Genomic DNA, 17,327 nt, shown 5'->3' on the forward strand with positions numbered 1-17,327 from the left:
TTGGGAGTCGGCGGAGGCGCAGAGAGGTAGAGCCCGGCCACCTCGGCGAAGTTCATTCGCCCAGCGCGCACGCCAGCTGTGGCGGCGGATAGCGCAGGCATTCACGTCGATCCGCTGAAAACGGGCACAAGCGCTCATTCGCGCAGCTATGGCGAAAGGCTTACACGGCGTCGCGCTTATCGCTGCTTTGGCTGGGCCGGCCGGAGACTTAATCTATGCCCAGCTCTGAAGCGCAGGATGCGCTCGGGATCAAGGATGATCGGCCAAGCCAGGAAGGCAATTCAGAAGGAACTGAAATGGTCAGAGAAAGCCCGCTTCGGCGGGCTTTCTGCTGTCTGGAGCAAAGTAAAACGCTGCGCCGTCAGTGCCGCGCAACCGCCACCATCTGCTCGATCAGCCACTGCAAGGCCGCATCCTTTTCCCGCTGGGCGACGCTGACGATATCCAGCTGGAAGGTGCCGAGATCGAACGGCAGGTCGAACAGTTGCAGCGGCAACAGCCTGGCGAAATGCCGTGCGAGCTGGGTCGGCAGCACGGCGGCGAGGTCGCTGCTGGCGACGATATGCGCCGCCTGCAGGTAGTTCGGCGTGGTGTAGACCACTTCGCGGCTCAGGCCCTGCTCTTCCAGCCACTGATCGACCATGCCGCGCGTCTGGCCGCCATGCACCCAGAGGTGGCGCAGGCGCAGGAAGTCGTCCAGATCCAGCCCCTCGCCCACCAGCGGATGATTCTTGCGCAGCGCGACCTGCAGCGTCTCGCTGGCCCAGCGGCGGCGGTGAAAACGCGTCGGCACGTCGAGGAAGCGGCCCAGCGCCAGATCCAGTTCACCGTTATCCAGCGCCTCGATCGGCAGCGTCGGGCTCAGGTGCTCGATCGCCAGCTGAATCCCCGGCGCCACTCTGGCCAGATGAGCCATCAGCGGCGGCATGCAGATCAGCTCGACGTAGTCGGTGACGGCGATGGCGAAGCGCTGCCGGCTGGTCGCGGGATCGAAGAAATCGCCGGCATTGAGCGTGTGTTCGATCTGTTGCAGCGCGTCGCGGATCGGAGCTTCCAGGCTCAGCGCGCGCGGCGTCGGCTGCATGGCGCGGCCGACGCGTACCAGCAACGGGTCGTCGAGCAGTTCGCGCAGGCGATTGAGGGCATTGCTGACCGCCGGCTGGCTGAGCGACAGCCGTTGTGCGGCGCGGGAGACGTTGCGTTCACGCAGCAGGGCGTCCAGCACGCGAAGCAGGTTGAGATCGAAGTTGTAGATATTCATCTAATGAATCTGAATCATCACAAGACTAAATTTCAAAAATAGTACCGTCTTCATCTAAGGTAGGTCTTCTGATTTTTTCTGCCTTGCGACGAGGACTGCTGCAATGAGCCAAACCCGCTTCGATATCCAGAGCGCCGCGGTAATCGGTGCCGGCACCATGGGCCGCGGTATTGTCATGAGCCTGGCCAATGCCGGTGTGCAGGTGCTCTGGCTGGACAACAACCCGGAGATGCTCGAACAGGCGCTGGGCGTGGTGGCCGACACCTACGCACACAACGTGCGCCAAGGGCGTATCGACGAGGCGCAGGCCGCCGCGCGACGCGCGTGCATCAGCAAGGCAGCCGATTACCAGGCGCTGGCTGAGGTGGATCTGGTGATCGAGGCGGTTTACGAAAACTTGGAGCTGAAGCAGAACATCTTCCGCGAGCTGGACGTCATCGTTAAGCCGAGCGGCATTCTCGCCAGCAACACATCGGCGCTGGATATCGATGCCATCGCGGCGGTCACCCAGCGCCCGGAACAGGTGGTGGGCCTGCACTTCTTCAGCCCCGCGCACATCATGAAGCTGCTGGAAATCGTTCGCGGTGCCCGAACCAGCCAGGCCGTGCTGGAGGCTGCCAAGGAACTTGGCAAGCGCATGGGCAAGGTCAGCGTGGTAGCCGGCAACTGCCCGGGCTTCATCGGCAATCGCATGCTCAAGACCTACGTGCGCGAGGCGCGGGCGATGCTGCTCGAAGGTGCCTACCCGCATCAGGTAGACGCCGCGCTGCAGGCCTTCGGCTTCGCCATGGGGCCGTTCCGCATGTACGACGTGGTCGGCATCGACCTGGAATGGCGCGCCCGCGAACTGGCCGGCGAGGGCCAGGACCAGCCCGAGGTGCAGATCGACAACCGCCTCTGCGAGCTGGGCCGCTTCGGCCAGAAATCGCGCGTGGGCTACTACCGCTACGCCGAGGGCAGCCGCCAGGCCGAGCACGATCCCGAGGTGGATGCGCTGGTGCAGCGCGAGTCCGAACGCCTGGGTTATCAGCGCCGGGAGATCAGCGAGGAAGAAATCCGCGAGCGCTGCCTGCTGGCGCTGGTCAACGAGGGCGCGAAGATTCTCGAAGAGGGCATGGCCGAATCCAGTACCGATATCGACACCGTCTACCTCAACGGCTACGGCTTCCCGGCGGAAGTCGGCGGGCCGATGACCTGGGCCGATCGCCAGGGCCTGCCGGCGATTCGTGATCGCTTGAATGGCTTGGCCGAGCGCCATGGGGAGCACTGGAAGCCGGCCGAGCTGATCGACAGCTTGGCCACCCTCGGCGGGCGCTTCGTCGACTACAAGAAGGAGGCCTGAGCATGGAATACAAGGCGCCCTTGCGTGACATGCGCTTCGTGCTGCACGAGCTGTTCGATGCCACGGCCCACTGCGAACTGCTGGGCAACGGCCTCGATCGTGAGCTGATCGACGGCGTGCTGGAAGAGGCCGCGCGCTACACCGGCGGCGAGATCGCCCCGCTCAATCGCAACAGCGACGAGGAAGGCGTGACCCTGGAGAACGGCGAGGTGAAAACCCCGCAGGGCTTCGTCGAGGCCTACCAGCAGTACGTCGACAACGGCTGGGCGAGCATGACCGGGCCGAGCGAATACGGCGGCCAGGGCTTTCCGCAACTGGTGGCCTGCAACTTCCACGAGATGCTGATGGCTGCGTCGCTGTCGTTTCGCATTTATTCCGGCTTGACCGAAGGCGCGGTGCTGGCGCTGTACAAGCACGGCAGCGACGAACTGAAGAATGTCTATCTGGCGAAGCTGGTCAGCGGCCAGTGGAGCGGCACCATGTGCCTGACCGAACCGCAGGCGGGGACCGACTTGGCGCTGCTGCGCACCAAGGCAGAACCGCAGGCGGACGGCAGCTACCGGGTCAGCGGCAGCAAGATCTTCATCTCCGGCGGCGAGCACGACATGAGCGAGAACATCGTGCACCTGGTGCTGGCGCGCCTGCCGGATGCGCCGGCTGGGGTGAAGGGCATCAGCCTGCTGCTGGTGCCCAAGTTCATCGCTAATGCCGATGGCACGCCGGGGGTACGCAACGCGCTGTCCTGCGGCGCCATCGAACACAAGATGGGCATCAAGGGCGCGGCCACCTGCGTGATGAATTTCGACGGCGCCACCGGCTGGATCGTCGGCGAGCCCAACCAGGGCCTGGCCTGCATGTTCACCATGATGAACGACGCGCGTTTTCAGGTTGGGCTGCAGGGGCTGGGCATCGCCGAACAGGCCTGGCAGGGTTCGCTCGCCTATGCCCGCGAGCGACTTCAGTCGCGTGGGCTGGCGGGTGCGCAATACCCGGACAAGCCGGCCGACCCGATCATCGTTCATCCGGACGTACGGCGCATGTTGCTGACGCAGAAGACCCTGGTCGAGGGTAGCCGCATGCTGGCGGCCTACTGCGCGCGGCAGCTGGATCTGGAGCACGGCCATCCCGAGCCGAGCTGCCGCAAGGCGGCGAGCAAGCGCGCGGCGCTGCTGATTCCCATCGTCAAGGCGTTCTTCACCGACATGGGCCAGGAAGTGGCCAGCCTCGGCGTGCAGATCTACGGCGGCCACGGCTATATCCGCGAATGGGGCATGGAACAGCTGATGCGCGACAGCCGCATCACCCAGCTCTACGAGGGCACCAATGGCATTCAGGCGCTGGATTACATCCGCCGCAAACTGCTGGGTGATGGTGGTGTGGAGCTGTCAGCGTTGCAGGCCGAATTCAGCGAGCTCTGCGATGGCCAGCTCGATCAGCCTGCGCTGCGTGAACTGGCGAGCCGGGTGCAGGCGCGCATCGGCGAATGGCGCGAGCTGACCGCTGAGGTCATCGCCGCGACCCAGCGCGATCCCCAGGAGATCGGCGCGGTCTCGGTGGATTTCCTCCAGTATTCGGCCTATGTGCTGCTGGCCGGCTTCTGGCTGCAGGCGGCGGCGAAGGCCCAGGATGCGCTGGACGCAGGCACCGGAGAAGAGGCCTTCTACCAGGCCAAGCTGGCCAGCGCGGATTTCTACCTGCGCCGGGTGCTGCCACGTGCCAGTGCGCATCGCGAGGCGATTCTCGGTGGTGCGGGTTGTTTGATGGCGCTGGATGAGGAGAGTTTTGCGTTTTGACGGGCGCTTCATAACCGCTGTTCGCCAGCAAGCTGGCTCCTACAGGATGGGAATCGTGCCCCGTTTGTAGGAGCGAGCTTGCTCGCGAAGCGGGACTCATCATCTGTAGAACCCCATACCTATCCCGAGGATTTCGCCATGCATCCGTTCAGTTTTGCCACAACCGCCCAGTTGATCTGCGAAACCGGCTCGTCACGGCGTCTGGCCGGCCTGTGCAAGGAGCGCGGGGCGCGCTCGGTGCTGGTGGTGACCGATTCGGGCATTACCCGTTTCGGCCTGCTCGATGAGGTGTTGCCAGGCTTCGAGCACGAAGGCCTGCCCGTCGCCATCTATGACCAGGTGCTGGCGGACCCGCCGGAAAACATCGTGCTGGCGGCGGTGGAACAGGCGAAGTCGGTGAAGGCGGATTTGGTCATCGGTTTCGGTGGCGGCAGCTCGATGGACGTCGCCAAGCTGGTGGCATTGCTGGCGCACCCCGATTGCACGCAGTCGCTGGCGGATATCTACGGCGTCGGCAATGCCAGGGGCCAGCGCCTGCCGCTGATCCAGGTACCGACCACCGCCGGCACCGGCTCGGAGGTCACCCAGATCGCCATCGTCACCACCGGCGCCACCACCAAGATGGGCGTGGTTTCGCCGCTGTTGTTGCCGGACCTGGCGCTGCTCGACGCCGACCTGACGCTCGGTCTGCCGCCGGCGGTGACCGCCGCCACCGGCATCGACGCCATGGTGCACGCCATCGAGGCCTACACCAGCGCGCTGAAGAAGAACCCGCTGTCCGACCTGCTGGCCCGCGAAGCGCTGCGCCTGCTCTCGGCCAACCTGCACGAAGCGGTGCACAACGGCAGTAACCGCGAGGCACGCCAGGCCATGCTGCTCGGCGCCTGTCTCGCCGGGCAGGCCTTCGCCAACGCGCCGGTGGCGGCGGTGCATGCGCTGGCCTATCCGCTGGGCGGCAACTTCCATATTCCCCACGGGCTTTCCAACGCGCTGGTGCTGCCGCATGTGCTGCGCTTCAACGTCAGCGCGGCTACCACTCACTATGGCGAGCTGGCACCCATCGTGCTGGGCGATCGTCTGCGCAGCGCCGATCCGGCGACCTTTGCCGAGCAACTGATCGAGGAGCTGGGCGAGTTGAGCGGACGTATGGGCCTGCCGACCCGCCTGCGCGACGCCGGTGTACCGGAAGACATGCTGCCGCAGCTGGCGAAGGAGGCGATGCTCCAGCAGCGCCTGCTGGTGAACAACCCGCGCGAAGTCACCGAGGCCGACGCACTGGCCATCTACCGCGCCGCTTACTGACCAAGCACCTCACGAGCCGTATCACGGAGCGAACCGAATGGCCGAACAACCGCAGCACCTGCGTGCCGATTACCGACATTTCCAGCCGATCACCACGCGCTGGCACGACAACGACATCTACGGCCACGTCAACAACGTCACCTACTACAGCTTTTTCGACAGCGCGATGAACATCTACCTGATCGAGAAGGGCGGTCTGGACATTCACGGCGGCGAGGTGATCGGCTTCGTGGTCAGTTCGGCATGCGACTACTTCGCCCCCATCGCCTACCCGGAAATCATCGAAGTGGGTCTGCGGGTGGCGAAGCTGGGCAACAGCTCGGTGCAGTACGAACTGGCGATCTTCCGGCTGGGCGAGGCGCAGGCCTGCGCGGCGGGGAAGATGGTGCACGTGTTCGTCGAGCGCGCCAGCAACCGCCCGGTGCCGATACCCACATCGCTGCGCCTGGCCCTGGAGGCGTTGCGCTAGCGGCCGGATGAGGTGGCGTCAGGCGCGGCGCACGGACCAGAACTGCTTCACCAGTTGCTGCATGCGGTCAGCCAGCAGCGCCATGTTCGAGGCGCTGTGCTGGCTTTGCCGGCCGATCTCCAGGTGCTGGTCCGAACGGCCGCGAATGCTGACGATACGCTGGTTGATTTCCTCGCTGACGGCGCTCTGCTGCTCCATGGCGGCGGCGATTCGCGCGCTCATCTCGCTGATTTCGGCCCTGGCTGTTGATCCCCAGCAGCGACTGTTCTGCCTCTCCCGCATGCCTGACGCTGCTCTCGGCCTGGTCGCGGCTGCGCTGCATGAGCTCCACCGCCTGCTGCGAACTCGCATGCAGGGTGGTGATCATCGTCTGGATTTCCGCGGTAGCCGAGGAGGTGCGCGAGGCCAGCCCGCGTACTTCGTCGGCCACCACCGCGAAGCCACGGCCCTGTTCGCCCGCGCGGGCGGCCTCTATCGCGGCGTTGAGTGCCAGCAGGTTGGTCTGCTCGGCGATGGAGCGGATCACTTCCAGCACCCGGCTGATGTCCTGGCTGTGGCTTTCCACCAGATGGATGGCCTGGGCCGCCTGCTGAATCTCGTTGGCCAGGCGCGTGATGCTGCTGCCGGTCAGGCTGACCACCTGCCGGCCACTGGCTGTGGCCTGGTCGGCCTGCGCGGCGACGTCGGCGGTGCGTTGCGCGTTGATGGCGACATCCTGAAAGCTGAGCGACATCTCATGAATGGCTTCGGCCACCTGATCGGTGTCCTGCTGCTGGGAGGATGCGTTCTGCGTACTGCTTTGCGTTGCGCCATGCAGGGCGCCGGCATGGCTGGTGAGCTGGTGAGTGGCATCGACGATGCGACCGACCATCGCGCCGGCTTCGGTTTCCAGCATCCGCATGGCGAAGGCGATCTCGCCGATCTCGTCGCTGCGCCCTGTGTAGATCTTCTGGCTGACCGGATTCTGCGCGATGCGGCGCGCCTGGACGATCAGCGGCTGCAACGGGGCGAGTGCCAATGCCACCAGCGCGGCGGCGCCCAAGCTGCCCAGATCGGCACCCAGCGCGATGGCGGGCAGGGTGGCTCCGGCCAGCCAGGCGCCGATGGCGAAACCCGGCGCCGCGCCAAGGCTCGCGAGCAGGCTCGCCCTGGCACGATAGCCCAGGGGAACGCGCAGGGTGCGCGGTGCCCGATCATCGCGCAGCCGTGCATACAGCGCCTCGGCGGCGCGAATCTGCTCGGCCTGCGGTTTGGTGCGCACGGACTGGTACTCGACGATCTTGCCGTCGCGGCTGACCGGCGTGATGAAGGCGCTGACCCAGTAGTGATCGCCGTTCCTGCAGCGATTCTTGACCATGCCCAGCCAGGAGCGGCCCGCACCGATGCAGGTCCAGAGATGGGCGAAGGCGTCGGTCGGCATGTCCGGGTGGCGTAGGAGGTTGTGTTGCTCGCCGAGCAGCTCGCTTTCGCTATAGCCTGAGATATCGACGAAATCCGGGTTGACGTAGGTGATGCGGCCTCTGGGATCGGTGGTGGAGAGAATATTGGCGTTTTCGCCGACGCTGACTTCGCGACCGCTGAGTGGCAGGTTGACCCGCATGCAGAATGTCCTTCATGAAATGATCGGGTACGCGAGGCAGTGGTGCGTCTGTCGGCCCGGCTGGGCCCTTCGGCACTCGGTTTTATGGTCGTGAACGAAGCGTCGGCATCAACGGCGCCGCTCCATGCGCTGTCCTTGCGTCGGTTCAGCGTCCGCCAGCTGTTCGAGCAGATCCAGCAAACGTCGACGCAACTGGCCGAGCTCCCTGGATTTGAAGGAGTGCCGGGTACGTTCGAGCACCTGGATGGTGTCTTCGAGTGCCTGGCGCAACTGAGCGGTTTCTTCGGTCGACATTGAGGATCGTGGGTTATCCAGCCTAAAGGAGTTTCATGGCAATTCAGTGGCACTCGTAGTACGCCGGTGAACCTGCAAGGCACAAAAAAGGCGCCCGTCCTGATTCATCCGAGCGGATGGTCATGGCGGGCGCCTTAGCTATCAGGCCCTTTGCGTCCTGAGCGGTAAAGCAGCTTTCGCTTTTAGCGAAACTGATGGCATTTTGCCTTTAGTGTCGATCGAGAGCAACCGCGCCACAGTGCCGCAGCCGTGCATCGCGTCTGCGCCGCGTATCGATTGCGATCTCGTAAAAGGGGTGCGCTTGCCGGTGTTTGGCCTGCTAGACTCCAGAACTCTCGCGCACTCAAAAGGCGCTCGAGTATCCAAAAAACAACCAAAAGGAGTGCATCCATGAAGGGCAAATCCTTGGCATGGATCTTTTCCGCTGCATTGGCGGGAACCAGTCTGAGTGGCGTGGCACAGGCGCAAGAACAGTTCGTCACCATCGGTACCGGTGGGCAGACCGGGGTTTACTACGTGGCGGGCCAGTCGATCTGCCGCTTCGTCAACCGCAACGCCGAAAACGTCAAGTGCAATGCTCCGGCCAGTGGCGGCGGCGTGGCCAACGTCAACGGACTGCGCAGTGGGGAATTCAACTTCGGGGTGATGCAGTCCGACCATCAGTACAAGGCGATGGAAGGTCTGGCGCCGTTCGAGAAAGAAGGGGCGATGGATGATCTGCGCGCCGTCTTCTCCCTGCAGAGCGAAGTCTTCACCGTACTCGCGCGCCGTGATGCCAATATCAAGAGCCTCGACGATCTCAAGGGCAAGCGCGTAAACATCGGCAACCCGGGTTCCGGCCAGCGTGACACCCTGGAAGAGATCATGCAGGTCAAGGGCTGGGACCAGTCGGTCTTCTCCCTCGCCGCAGAGCTCAAGCCGGCCGAGCAGGCCAGCGCCCTGGGCGACAACAACATCGATGCCATGACCTATTTCGTCGGCCATCCCAACGGCGCGATTCAGGAAGCGACCACTACCGTCGACGCGGTACTGGTGCCGATCACCGGCGAGGCGATCGACAAGCTGCTGGCCGAGAAGACCTACTACACCAAGGCCGAAATCCCCGGCGGGCTGTACAAGGGCAACGATGCGGCGACCCAGTCCATCGGCGGCAAGGCCGTACTGTCCACCACCGCCAAGGTAGATGCCGATGTGGTCTACCAACTGGTCAAGTCGGTGTTCGAGAACATCGAGCGCTTCCAGCGTCTGCATCCGGCGTTCAAGGACCTCAAGCCCGAGGACATGATCAAGGTCGGTCTGACCGCGCCGCTGCATGAAGGCGCCGAGCGTTATTACAAGGAGCGTGGCTGGCTGTAAAGGCAGGCACCCGACGGTGTTGTGCCGTCGGGCCCGCTTTCACCACGAAACCCGTGTGCCATTGGCCACGGGTTTCGCCGTTTCCGTTCTTCGACAGGCCTGACCCATGCAAGACAAACATCTCTCCACCGAAGAGCTGATCGCCCAGGACGTCGGCGCGCGATTGCCTGACGGGCTGATGGCCCATGTCATCGCCGGGCTGGCGCTGCTCTGGTCGCTGTTCCAGCTGTGGATTGCCTCGCCGCTGCCATTCATCTTCCGCATCGGCGTACTCAACGATACCGAGACGCGGGCCATTCATCTGGCATTCGCCCTGTTGCTGGCGTTTCTCGCCTATCCCGCATTCAAGCGCTCGCCGCGTGATCGCGTACCGTTGGTGGACATCGCCCTGGGCCTGGTAGCGGCCGCGAGCGCCGCCTATCTGTTCATCTTCTATCAGCAGCTGGCGCTGCGGCCGGGCAGCCTGACCACGGCCGACCTGATCACCGCCTGCATCGGCATTCCACTGTTGCTGGAGGCGACGCGCCGCGCGCTCGGCCCGCCGCTGGCGATCATTGCCCTGGTGTTCCTCATTTACAGCCTGGCCGGGCCTTACATGCCGGGCTTCCTGGCGCATCGCGGGGTGAGCTTCACCGCGCTGGCCAACCACCAGTGGATCACCACCGAAGGCGTGTTCGGCATCGCCCTGGGTGTGTCCACCAGCTTCGTGTTTCTTTTCGTGCTGTTCGGTGCGCTGCTCGAACGCGCGGGCGCGGGCCATTATTTCATCCAGCTGGCGTTCAGCCTGCTTGGCCACATGCGCGGCGGGCCGGCCAAGGCCGCCGTGGTGTCCTCGGCGTTGACGGGGATGATCTCCGGTTCGTCGATCGCCAACGTGGTGACGACCGGCACCTTCACCATTCCGATGATGAAGAAGGTCGGCTTCTCCAAGGAGAAGGCCGGTGCGGTGGAAGTGGCGTCTTCGGTCAACGGCCAGATCATGCCGCCGGTGATGGGCGCTGCGGCCTTCCTGATGGTCGAGTACGTCGGCATTCCCTATGTGGAAATCATCAAGCATGCCTTCCTGCCCGCATCCATCTCCTATATCGCGCTGCTTTACATCGTGCACCTGGAAGCCCTCAAACAGGGCATGCAGCCGATCGGCAACCATCAGCCCAAGCCCTGGCTGCGCCGCCTGACCGGCTTTGCCTTCGGCGCTGCGTTGATTTCCGGGCTGTCGTTGGCGGTGTATTACGGCCTGGGTTGGCTCAAGCCGGCGCTGGGCGACTATGCGCTGCCAGTCATCTCCGTGCTGCTTGCCGTTGTCTACCTGGCGCTGCTGAAGATCGCCGCGAGCAACCCGCCGCTGCCGGACGAAGACCCGGACAAACCCTTGACGGAATTGCCGCAGACACGCGCCGTGCTGCTGTCGGGTCTGCATTTCCTGCTGCCGGTGGTGGTGCTGGTCTGGTGCCTGATGATCGAGCGCCTGTCCCCGGGCCTGTCGGCCTTCTGGGGCTCGGTGATGCTGGTGATCATCCTGCTCACCCAGCGCCCGTTGCTGTCGTGGTTGCGTGCCGATCATGGCGCCACTCACGGTGGCTTCGTCGACGGCGTGATCGACCTGCGCGAGGGGCTGATCGCCGGGGCGCGCAACATGATCGGGATCGGCATCGCCACGGCCGCTGCCGGGATCATCGTCGGTGCGGTGTCACAGACCGGCGTCGGCCTGGTCCTGGCCGACGTGGTCGAAGTGTTGTCGATGGGCAACCTGCTGCTGATGCTGGTGTTCATTGCGGTGTTCAGCCTGATCCTCGGCATGGGCCTGCCCACCACCGCCAACTACATCGTGGTGTCGAGCCTGATGGCGCCGGTGGTCGTGGCGCTGGGGCAGCAGAACGGGCTGATCGTGCCGTTGATCGCGGTGCATCTGTTCGTCTTCTATTTCGGCATCATGGCCGACGTGACACCACCGGTGGGGCTGGCATCCTTCGCCGCAGCGGCGGTGTCCAAGGGTGACCCGATCAAGACGGGCATCACCGCGTTCTATTACAGCCTGCGGACGGCGGCACTGCCATTCCTGTTCATCTTCAATACCGACCTGCTGTTGATCGACGTGAGTCTCTGGCATGGGGTGCTGATCTTCTTCGTCGCCACCGGCGCGATGCTGATTTTCGCCGCCGGCACCCAGGGCTTCTTCCTGGTCCGCAGCCGCTGGTACGAAAGCGTGCTGTTGCTGCTGGTGGCGTTCACCCTGTTCCGTCCGGGTTTCTGGATGGACCTGGCGCACGACCCCTATCGCGATATCCCGCCGACTGAACTGGCCCAGGCACTGGGCTCGGTGGACGAGAACAGCCAGCTGCGGCTGCGTATCCGCGGTGAGGATGCCGTCGGCGATGCCCGCGAATTCGCCCTGCTGTTGCCCGTGCCCAGCGGTGATAGTGGCGAGGAACGGCTCGATAAACTCGGCCTGATGACCTATGAAGAGGATGGCCGGGTGCTGATCGACAGCGTCGCGTTCGGCAGTCCTGCCGCAGATGCGGGGCTGGAGTTCGACCAGGAGATTCTGGTGGTACGGGCACCGACCGATCGCTGGGCCAAAGAGTGGATGTGGCTACCCGGCCTTCTGGTGTTCGGTCTGGTGGTCTGGCTGCAGCGCAGACGGGCCGGCAAGCAGGCTCGTGGCCTCGATCACACCGGCGCACAGCCGGGCATCTGATCGATCGGTCGGCTGTGCAGCTGCGCAGCCGGCCGCCGAACATCACGCAGGGAGCTCATGCGCCGCCCCGCTGGAGAGGGCGGCGTACCTACTGCTTATCGCACCGCATTCATCACGGGTCACGAGACATTCAGGTGGCGGCGCTGTCGGCTGGCGCACCGGGGGGCATCGGCTTTTCGGCTCTGGCGCCATGCTGGCCCGTCTGCACCAGCGAATCGGCTTCGATCGCTGCATAGGCTGGGCTGCAGAACAGCGAGTTGAGCCGCTTCATGTCGGCGATCAGTTCCAGGTGCGTGGCGCTGGTGTCGATGCTCTCCATCACCCGGTGGTGCAGGCGATGGACGTGCGCGTGGGCCAGCTCCCGTTCGCTTCTGCGAAACTGGCGCTTCTGCTCCAGCAACTGCCTGGCACTGTGAGGGTCGCTGGAGAGGAATACCGTCAGGCCCAGGCGCAGGTTCGCACTCAGCAGCGCATGCAGCTGGCTCAGTTCCTCCTGGCCATCGTGGGAGAAGGTTCGCCGTTTGGCGGTCTTGATGCGCTGAATCTTGCCCAGCATGTGCTCGATGATGTCTCCGGCCTGCTCGAGGTTGATCGTCAGCTCGATGATTTCCGCCCAGCGCCTTCCTTCTTCCTCGGCCAGGTCTTCGCGGTCCATGCGCGCCAGATAGAGTTTCACCCCGCTGTACAGCGCATCGACATCGTCATCCATGCGGCGGATTTCCTCTCCGGACTCGGGCCGCTCGTCGAGCAGCACGCTCTGCAGGCGCGCCAGCATGGCCTCGACCAGATCGCCGATGCGCAAGGTTTCGCGCACCGCGTTGGCCAGCGCCAGGCTCGGAGTATCGAGCGCTGCGGGGTCGAGGTGGCGAGGCTGCGCGACGCCGATATCCGCTTCGCGTTCCGGTAGCAGGTATTCGCAGAGCCGGGCCATCAGTCCCACCGTGGGCAGCAATGTCAGGCAGCGCAGGGTGTTGTAGGTCAGGTGGAAGCCGATGACCTGGGTCTGGGGGCTATAGCCCAGCGTGCCCATCCAGGCCACCAACGGATCGAGAAAGGGCAGCACGGCCAGCCCTGCCAGCTTGTAGAGCAGGTTGCCCAGCGCGACACGGCGTGCCGAGGCGGGCTGCAGGCTGGCATTCAGCCAGGCGAGGGCGCCGCTGCCGATATTCGCGCCGATGACGAGCCCCAGTGCGACCGGCAGGCTGATCAGGCCGGCGCCAGCCAGGGTAGCGGTCAGCAGCACGGCGGCCAGGCTGGAATAGGAAAGCAGGGCGAACGCGGCGCCGACCACTACCGCCAGCAGGGTGTCGCCTGCCAAGGAGGAAAACAGCACCTCCATGCCGCGCGCCTCGGTAATCGGCGCGGCGGCATGGACGATCAGTTGCAACGCGAGAATGATCAGGCCCAGCCCGATCAGTACTCGGCCGAACTGGCCGGCGCGGGACTGTTTGCGTGTGAGGAAGAGGCAGACGCCGATCAGCGTGAACAGCGGCGACAGCCAGGAAAGGTCCAGCGTCAGCACCCGCGCCATGAGCGCGGTACCGACGTCCGCCCCGAGCATGGCGGCCAGTGCCGTCGGCAGCGTCATCAGGCCCTGGGCGACGAAGGAAATGGCCAGCAAGGCGGTGGCGTTGCTGCTCTGCACCAGCGCGGTGACGCCGATGCCGGCGCCGAAGGCCAGCGGTGAATGCTGCATGCTCTGACCGATCAGCCGCCGCAAGTGCGATCCAAACACGCGCATGATCCCGGTACGCACGATATGCGTTCCCCAGACCAGCAGGGCGATGGAAGACAGCAGGTGCAGCAGGGTCAGCATATCGAGTCGTTCTCCCTCGGTGAGGCGTGGCAACGGCAAGCACCGGCACCGAATCGGTGCCGTGGAGATTCGCGGGGATAATCGGTTGACCGCCAGAGGATGCAGGCGTTTCCTCATCGGCAAGCGACTTGTCACACAATCGTCATCATGGGGCAAGCTCGACCAAAGAGGCGGTGCGCCGAGCGTTGGCAAAGCTGATGCTATGTGACGGTGCAGACGCTGGTTCCCGCGGTTTCGTGAAGCGGTTGTGGGTTTCGTTCGGCGGTTTCTGTTCCCATGCCTGATCGCATTGTTCGGGGGCGAGAGGGATCGATGAAAAGGCTATGCCTGGCAATCTGGGCGGCGCTCAGTTTGCTGCTGGGTGGGCTGGCGGCGCAGGCGCTGTGGGAGGCGCCGAGCTTGAGCAACGGCTGCTACCTGCTGCTGGTGGGATATTACGCGTTCTGCTTTCTGCAGCTTATCCTTGCGTTCTTTCGGCCCTGGGGCTTGCTCGGCCCGCGGCGGCGTACGGGCTACTGGCTGTGCCTGATCCTGCTCCCGCTGGCCTTGCTGCCGCTGCGGGTCGCCTATGAAATATGGCTGGAGGGCGCCTACCGCTCAGCGACCGGCGATTCGGGCCTGCTCGGTGACGGTGTGCTCGTCTGGCTGCAGGATCTGCTGGGTTATGTCGGGCCCATGCTGTTGCTGCTGGCGATAAGCGCAGCCATCGCAATCAGCCTGCTGAGCTTGCTGAAGACCCAGACCACCCGTTGAGTGCCAAGCGGCAGATCAGCTGCCCAGCAATGTCAGTACCAGCGGCAGGCTCGCTGCCGCGAGCAATGTCTGCAGGGTGATGATGCCGGCCATCAGGTGACTGTCGCCGTTCAGTTGGCGGGTCAGTACATAGGCGGTAGGTGCCGTGGGCAGCGCGAAGAACAGCACCAGTATGCTGGTTTCCATCGACGGCAACGCCAGCAGGCGTGCCACGCCGTAGGCGAGCAGCGGCACGGCCAGCAGCCGCAGCGCGCTGTTCCAGCCCAGGGCCGGAATTTCGCCGCTCAGCTCGCGCGGTTGCAATGCGGCGCCGACACACAGCAGCCCCAGCGGCAGGCTGGCAGCCGCCAGCAGCCCCAGCAGGCGGTCGCTGCCGCCGGGCAAGCCGAAGCCGGCGAAATTGACCAGCGCGCCGGCCAGGCAGGCGAGTATCAATGGGTTCTTCAGGATCGGCAGCAGCAACGAACGCGCGCTGACGCCGCGCTCGGCCGTCAGCGCCCAGACCGACATCACGTTCACGGTCGGTACCATCAGTGCCAGCATCAGCGCCGCCAGGGCCAGCCCCTCCTGGCCGAACAGGCTGCCCACCGCCGCCAACCCCAGATAGGTATTGAAGCGCAGCCCGCCCTGGGCCATGGCGCCGAAGCGTGCGGCAGGCCAGGCGCGCAGCCGCCTGATCACCAGCAGGGCGACCCATACCAGTGCCAGGCCGAGCAGCACTGCGCCCGCCAGGCGTGGTAGCGCGGGATTGTCCAGCGGGGCGGTCGCCAGGCTGTTGAACAGCAGCGCGGGGAACAGGATGAAATAGTTCAGGCGCTCGGCGCCGGGCCAGAAGGCTTCGCTCGGGAAGCCTTGCCGGCGCAGCACATAGCCGGCGACGATCAGGGCGAACAGCGGCCAGAGGGCGAGTAATAGCGGGATCACGGATACATCCATCAATGCAGGTTTGCCGATCTTGAAAGCTCGCCATGCGGTGCGCAAGCATTCTGAGCCGGCCAGCGGACCAACCCCTCGCCCTTGATGGAAGAAGGGCTGGGGAGAGGGGCCCGTATCTCAGCGGCGAGGCGTGACCGGACGGGTGCGGCCGCTGCCGTCGATGGCGACGAAGACGAACACCGCCTCCGTAACCTTGCGCCATTCGCTGGACAGGGGATCGTCGCTCCAGACTTCCACCAGCATGCGGATCGAGCTGCGGCCGACATCCAGCGTCTGGGTGTAGAACGACAGCTGCGCGCCCACCGCCACCGGCACCATGAAGGCCATGCGGTCGATGGAAACCGTGGCCACACGCCCGGCGGCCACGCGGCTGGCCATCGCCGTTCCGGCCAGGTCCATCTGCGAAACCAGCCAGCCGCCGTAGATGTCGCCGAAACCATTGGTTTCCCGTGGCAGCGCGGTGAGCTGCAGGGCCAGGTCACCCTGTGGGATCGGATCTTCCTGTTCGTAATCTTTCATCGATAGACTCGCGGCGCGTTTGTTGTTGTGACGCGAAGGGCTCGCGGTAGCGCGAGCGGGGCCGAGTATACCGACTGAATGTGACGGCAGCGACCGAGCCGGACAACTTCGCAGGCTGTCATGAGATCGTCACATCTCGTTCATAGAGTGTTCATGCGGCCTGCAGATACTGGCCCCCGTTCCAACACACACGAGCATCTCCCCTGCTAGGAGCAAGGTATGAAATTGAATCGTTTGATGGCGGCCCTGACCTTCGTTGCCGCTGGTGTCGGCGCCGCGAGCGCAGTTGCAGCAGTCGACCCGGCTCTGCCGAACTACGAGAAGACTTCCGGTGTTTCCGGCAACCTCTCCAGCGTCGGCTCGGACTCCCTGGCGAACCTGATGACGCTCTGGGCCGAAGAGTTCAAGCGCAGCTACCCGAACGTCAACATTCAGATCCAGGCTGCCGGCTCCTCCACCGCGCCACCCGCGCTGACCGAGGGCACCGCCAACATGGGGCCGATGAGCCGTCCCATGAAGGACAACGAGATCCAGGCCTTCGAAGAGAAGTATGGCTACAAGCCGACCGCCGTACCGGTGGCCATCGACGCCCTGGCGGTGTTCGTGCACAAGGACAACCCCATCAAGAGCCTGGACATCGAGCAGGTCGACGGCATCTTCTCCAGCACCCGCCTGTGCGGTGGCGAGAAGGACATCAAGACCTGGGGCGACCTGGGCCTGACCGGCGAGTGGGCGGCCAAGCCTATCCAGCTGTTCGGTCGCAACTCGGTATCCGGCACCTACGGCTACTTCAAGGAAGAAGCCCTGTGCAAGGGTGACTTCAAGTCCAACGTGAACGAGCAGCCGGGTTCGGCCTCGGTGGTGCAGTCGATCTCCAGCACCCTGAACGCCATCGGCTATTCGGGCATCGGCTACAAGACCTCCAGCGTTCGCGCCGTACCGCTGTCCAAGGGTGGCGAAGCTTTCGAAGCCAACGAAGAGAACGCCCTGGCGGGTAAATTCCCCCTGGCACGCTTCTTCTACGTCTACGTGAACAAGGCGCCGAACAAGCCGCTGAGCCCGATCGATGCCGAGTTCATCAAGCTGGTAATGTCCAAGCAGGGTCAGGACGTCGTGGTCAAGGACGGCTACATCCCGCTGCCGAAGAAAGTGGTCGACAAGACCATGCAGGAACTGGGTCTCTAAGGA

Annotated in this window: 13 protein-coding genes and 1 pseudogene; 8 read left to right on the top strand and 6 right to left on the bottom strand. The window is 64.4% G+C overall.

Annotated features, from left to right (window positions below):
- Positions 1–361: 361 nt before the first annotated feature.
- Positions 362–1,261 carry a LysR family transcriptional regulator gene (locus tag EA795_RS00815; protein ID WP_122075028.1) on the bottom strand — a complete coding sequence of 300 codons (900 nt, stop codon included), beginning with the start codon at positions 1,259–1,261 and terminating at the stop codon, positions 362–364.
- 103 nt (positions 1,262–1,364) lie between these two features.
- Here EA795_RS00815 and EA795_RS00820 point away from each other — a divergent pair, with 103 nt between their 5' ends.
- The 4 genes from EA795_RS00820 (at position 1,365) to EA795_RS00835 (ending at position 6,167) form a co-directional block, all read left to right on the top strand.
- Complete coding sequence (locus EA795_RS00820) at positions 1,365–2,603, top strand: 3-hydroxyacyl-CoA dehydrogenase (protein WP_122075030.1); 1,239 nt, start codon at positions 1,365–1,367, stop codon at positions 2,601–2,603.
- Positions 2,604–2,605: 2 nt separating this feature from the next.
- Complete coding sequence (locus EA795_RS00825) at positions 2,606–4,396, top strand: acyl-CoA dehydrogenase C-terminal domain-containing protein (protein WP_122075032.1); 1,791 nt, start codon at positions 2,606–2,608, stop codon at positions 4,394–4,396.
- A gap of 138 nt (positions 4,397–4,534) precedes the next feature.
- A complete protein-coding gene (locus EA795_RS00830; RefSeq protein WP_122075034.1) occupies positions 4,535–5,698 on the top strand; it encodes an iron-containing alcohol dehydrogenase in 1,164 nt (387 codons plus the stop codon).
- A gap of 37 nt (positions 5,699–5,735) precedes the next feature.
- Positions 5,736–6,167: an acyl-CoA thioesterase gene (locus EA795_RS00835; protein WP_058077979.1), complete on the top strand. Its 432-nt coding sequence runs from the start codon at positions 5,736–5,738 to the stop codon at positions 6,165–6,167.
- Between the two features lie 18 nt (positions 6,168–6,185).
- On the opposite strand, the pseudogene EA795_RS00840 reads toward EA795_RS00835, so the two are convergent.
- Both EA795_RS00840 and EA795_RS00845 read right to left on the bottom strand, forming a co-directional pair.
- Positions 6,186–7,767 (bottom strand): annotated as a pseudogene (locus tag EA795_RS00840) (methyl-accepting chemotaxis protein).
- Positions 7,768–7,875: 108 nt separating this feature from the next.
- Positions 7,876–8,061 (bottom strand): hypothetical protein, encoded by a 186-nt coding sequence (locus tag EA795_RS00845; protein WP_014854509.1) that lies wholly within the window; start codon positions 8,059–8,061, stop codon positions 7,876–7,878.
- A 390-nt stretch (positions 8,062–8,451) separates the two neighbouring features.
- Here EA795_RS00845 and EA795_RS00850 point away from each other — a divergent pair, with 390 nt between their 5' ends.
- Together EA795_RS00850 and EA795_RS00855 are read left to right on the top strand one after the other, a co-directional pair.
- Positions 8,452–9,417, top strand: coding sequence for a TAXI family TRAP transporter solute-binding subunit (locus EA795_RS00850; RefSeq protein WP_014854508.1), 966 nt, complete (start codon positions 8,452–8,454; stop codon positions 9,415–9,417).
- Positions 9,418–9,523: 106 nt separating this feature from the next.
- Entirely contained in the window at positions 9,524–12,115 is a 2,592-nt protein-coding gene (locus tag EA795_RS00855; RefSeq protein WP_122075036.1) for a TRAP transporter permease, read from the top strand.
- Between the two features lie 130 nt (positions 12,116–12,245).
- Here EA795_RS00855 and EA795_RS00860 read toward each other — a convergent pair whose 3' ends face one another.
- Positions 12,246–13,931, bottom strand: a complete 1,686-nt coding sequence (locus EA795_RS00860) for a Na/Pi cotransporter family protein (protein WP_122075038.1) — start codon at positions 13,929–13,931, stop codon at positions 12,246–12,248.
- A 312-nt stretch (positions 13,932–14,243) separates the two neighbouring features.
- Between EA795_RS00860 and EA795_RS00865 the strand changes: the two genes are divergently transcribed.
- Positions 14,244–14,684, top strand: a complete 441-nt coding sequence (locus EA795_RS00865) for a DNA translocase FtsK 4TM domain-containing protein (protein ID WP_122075040.1) — start codon at positions 14,244–14,246, stop codon at positions 14,682–14,684.
- A gap of 15 nt (positions 14,685–14,699) precedes the next feature.
- Here EA795_RS00865 and EA795_RS00870 read toward each other — a convergent pair whose 3' ends face one another.
- Complete coding sequence (locus EA795_RS00870) at positions 14,700–15,608, bottom strand: AEC family transporter (protein WP_122075042.1); 909 nt, start codon at positions 15,606–15,608, stop codon at positions 14,700–14,702.
- Between the two features lie 129 nt (positions 15,609–15,737).
- A complete protein-coding gene (locus EA795_RS00875) occupies positions 15,738–16,139 on the bottom strand; it encodes an acyl-CoA thioesterase (RefSeq protein WP_014854503.1) in 402 nt (133 codons plus the stop codon).
- 219 nt (positions 16,140–16,358) lie between these two features.
- Between EA795_RS00875 and EA795_RS00880 the strand changes: the two genes are divergently transcribed.
- Entirely contained in the window at positions 16,359–17,324 is a 966-nt protein-coding gene (locus EA795_RS00880) for a PstS family phosphate ABC transporter substrate-binding protein (protein WP_122075044.1), read from the top strand.
- Positions 17,325–17,327 lie beyond the last annotated feature (3 nt).

This window comes from Stutzerimonas nitrititolerans (assembly GCF_003696285.1).
GTDB lineage: Bacteria > Pseudomonadota > Gammaproteobacteria > Pseudomonadales > Pseudomonadaceae > Stutzerimonas > Stutzerimonas nitrititolerans.

What these genes read in the sequence shown, in the direction of transcription:
- EA795_RS00835 (WP_058077979.1), top strand. Translation starts at nt 5,736, where the DNA reads ATGGCCGAACAACCGCAGCACCTGCGTGCCGATTACCGACATTTCCAG.
- EA795_RS00845 (WP_014854509.1), bottom strand. Translation starts at nt 8,061, where the DNA reads ATGTCGACCGAAGAAACCGCTCAGTTGCGCCAGGCACTCGAAGACACC.
- EA795_RS00860 (WP_122075038.1), bottom strand. Translation starts at nt 13,931, where the DNA reads ATGCTGACCCTGCTGCACCTGCTGTCTTCCATCGCCCTGCTGGTCTGG.
- EA795_RS00880 (WP_122075044.1), top strand. Translation starts at nt 16,359, where the DNA reads ATGAAATTGAATCGTTTGATGGCGGCCCTGACCTTCGTTGCCGCTGGT.
- EA795_RS00855 (WP_122075036.1), top strand. Translation starts at nt 9,524, where the DNA reads ATGCAAGACAAACATCTCTCCACCGAAGAGCTGATCGCCCAGGACGTC.
- EA795_RS00875 (WP_014854503.1), bottom strand. Translation starts at nt 16,139, where the DNA reads ATGAAAGATTACGAACAGGAAGATCCGATCCCACAGGGTGACCTGGCC.
- EA795_RS00830 (WP_122075034.1), top strand. Translation starts at nt 4,535, where the DNA reads ATGCATCCGTTCAGTTTTGCCACAACCGCCCAGTTGATCTGCGAAACC.
- EA795_RS00815 (WP_122075028.1), bottom strand. Translation starts at nt 1,261, where the DNA reads ATGAATATCTACAACTTCGATCTCAACCTGCTTCGCGTGCTGGACGCC.
- EA795_RS00825 (WP_122075032.1), top strand. Translation starts at nt 2,606, where the DNA reads ATGGAATACAAGGCGCCCTTGCGTGACATGCGCTTCGTGCTGCACGAG.
- EA795_RS00850 (WP_014854508.1), top strand. Translation starts at nt 8,452, where the DNA reads ATGAAGGGCAAATCCTTGGCATGGATCTTTTCCGCTGCATTGGCGGGA.
- EA795_RS00865 (WP_122075040.1), top strand. Translation starts at nt 14,244, where the DNA reads ATGAAAAGGCTATGCCTGGCAATCTGGGCGGCGCTCAGTTTGCTGCTG.
- EA795_RS00820 (WP_122075030.1), top strand. Translation starts at nt 1,365, where the DNA reads ATGAGCCAAACCCGCTTCGATATCCAGAGCGCCGCGGTAATCGGTGCC.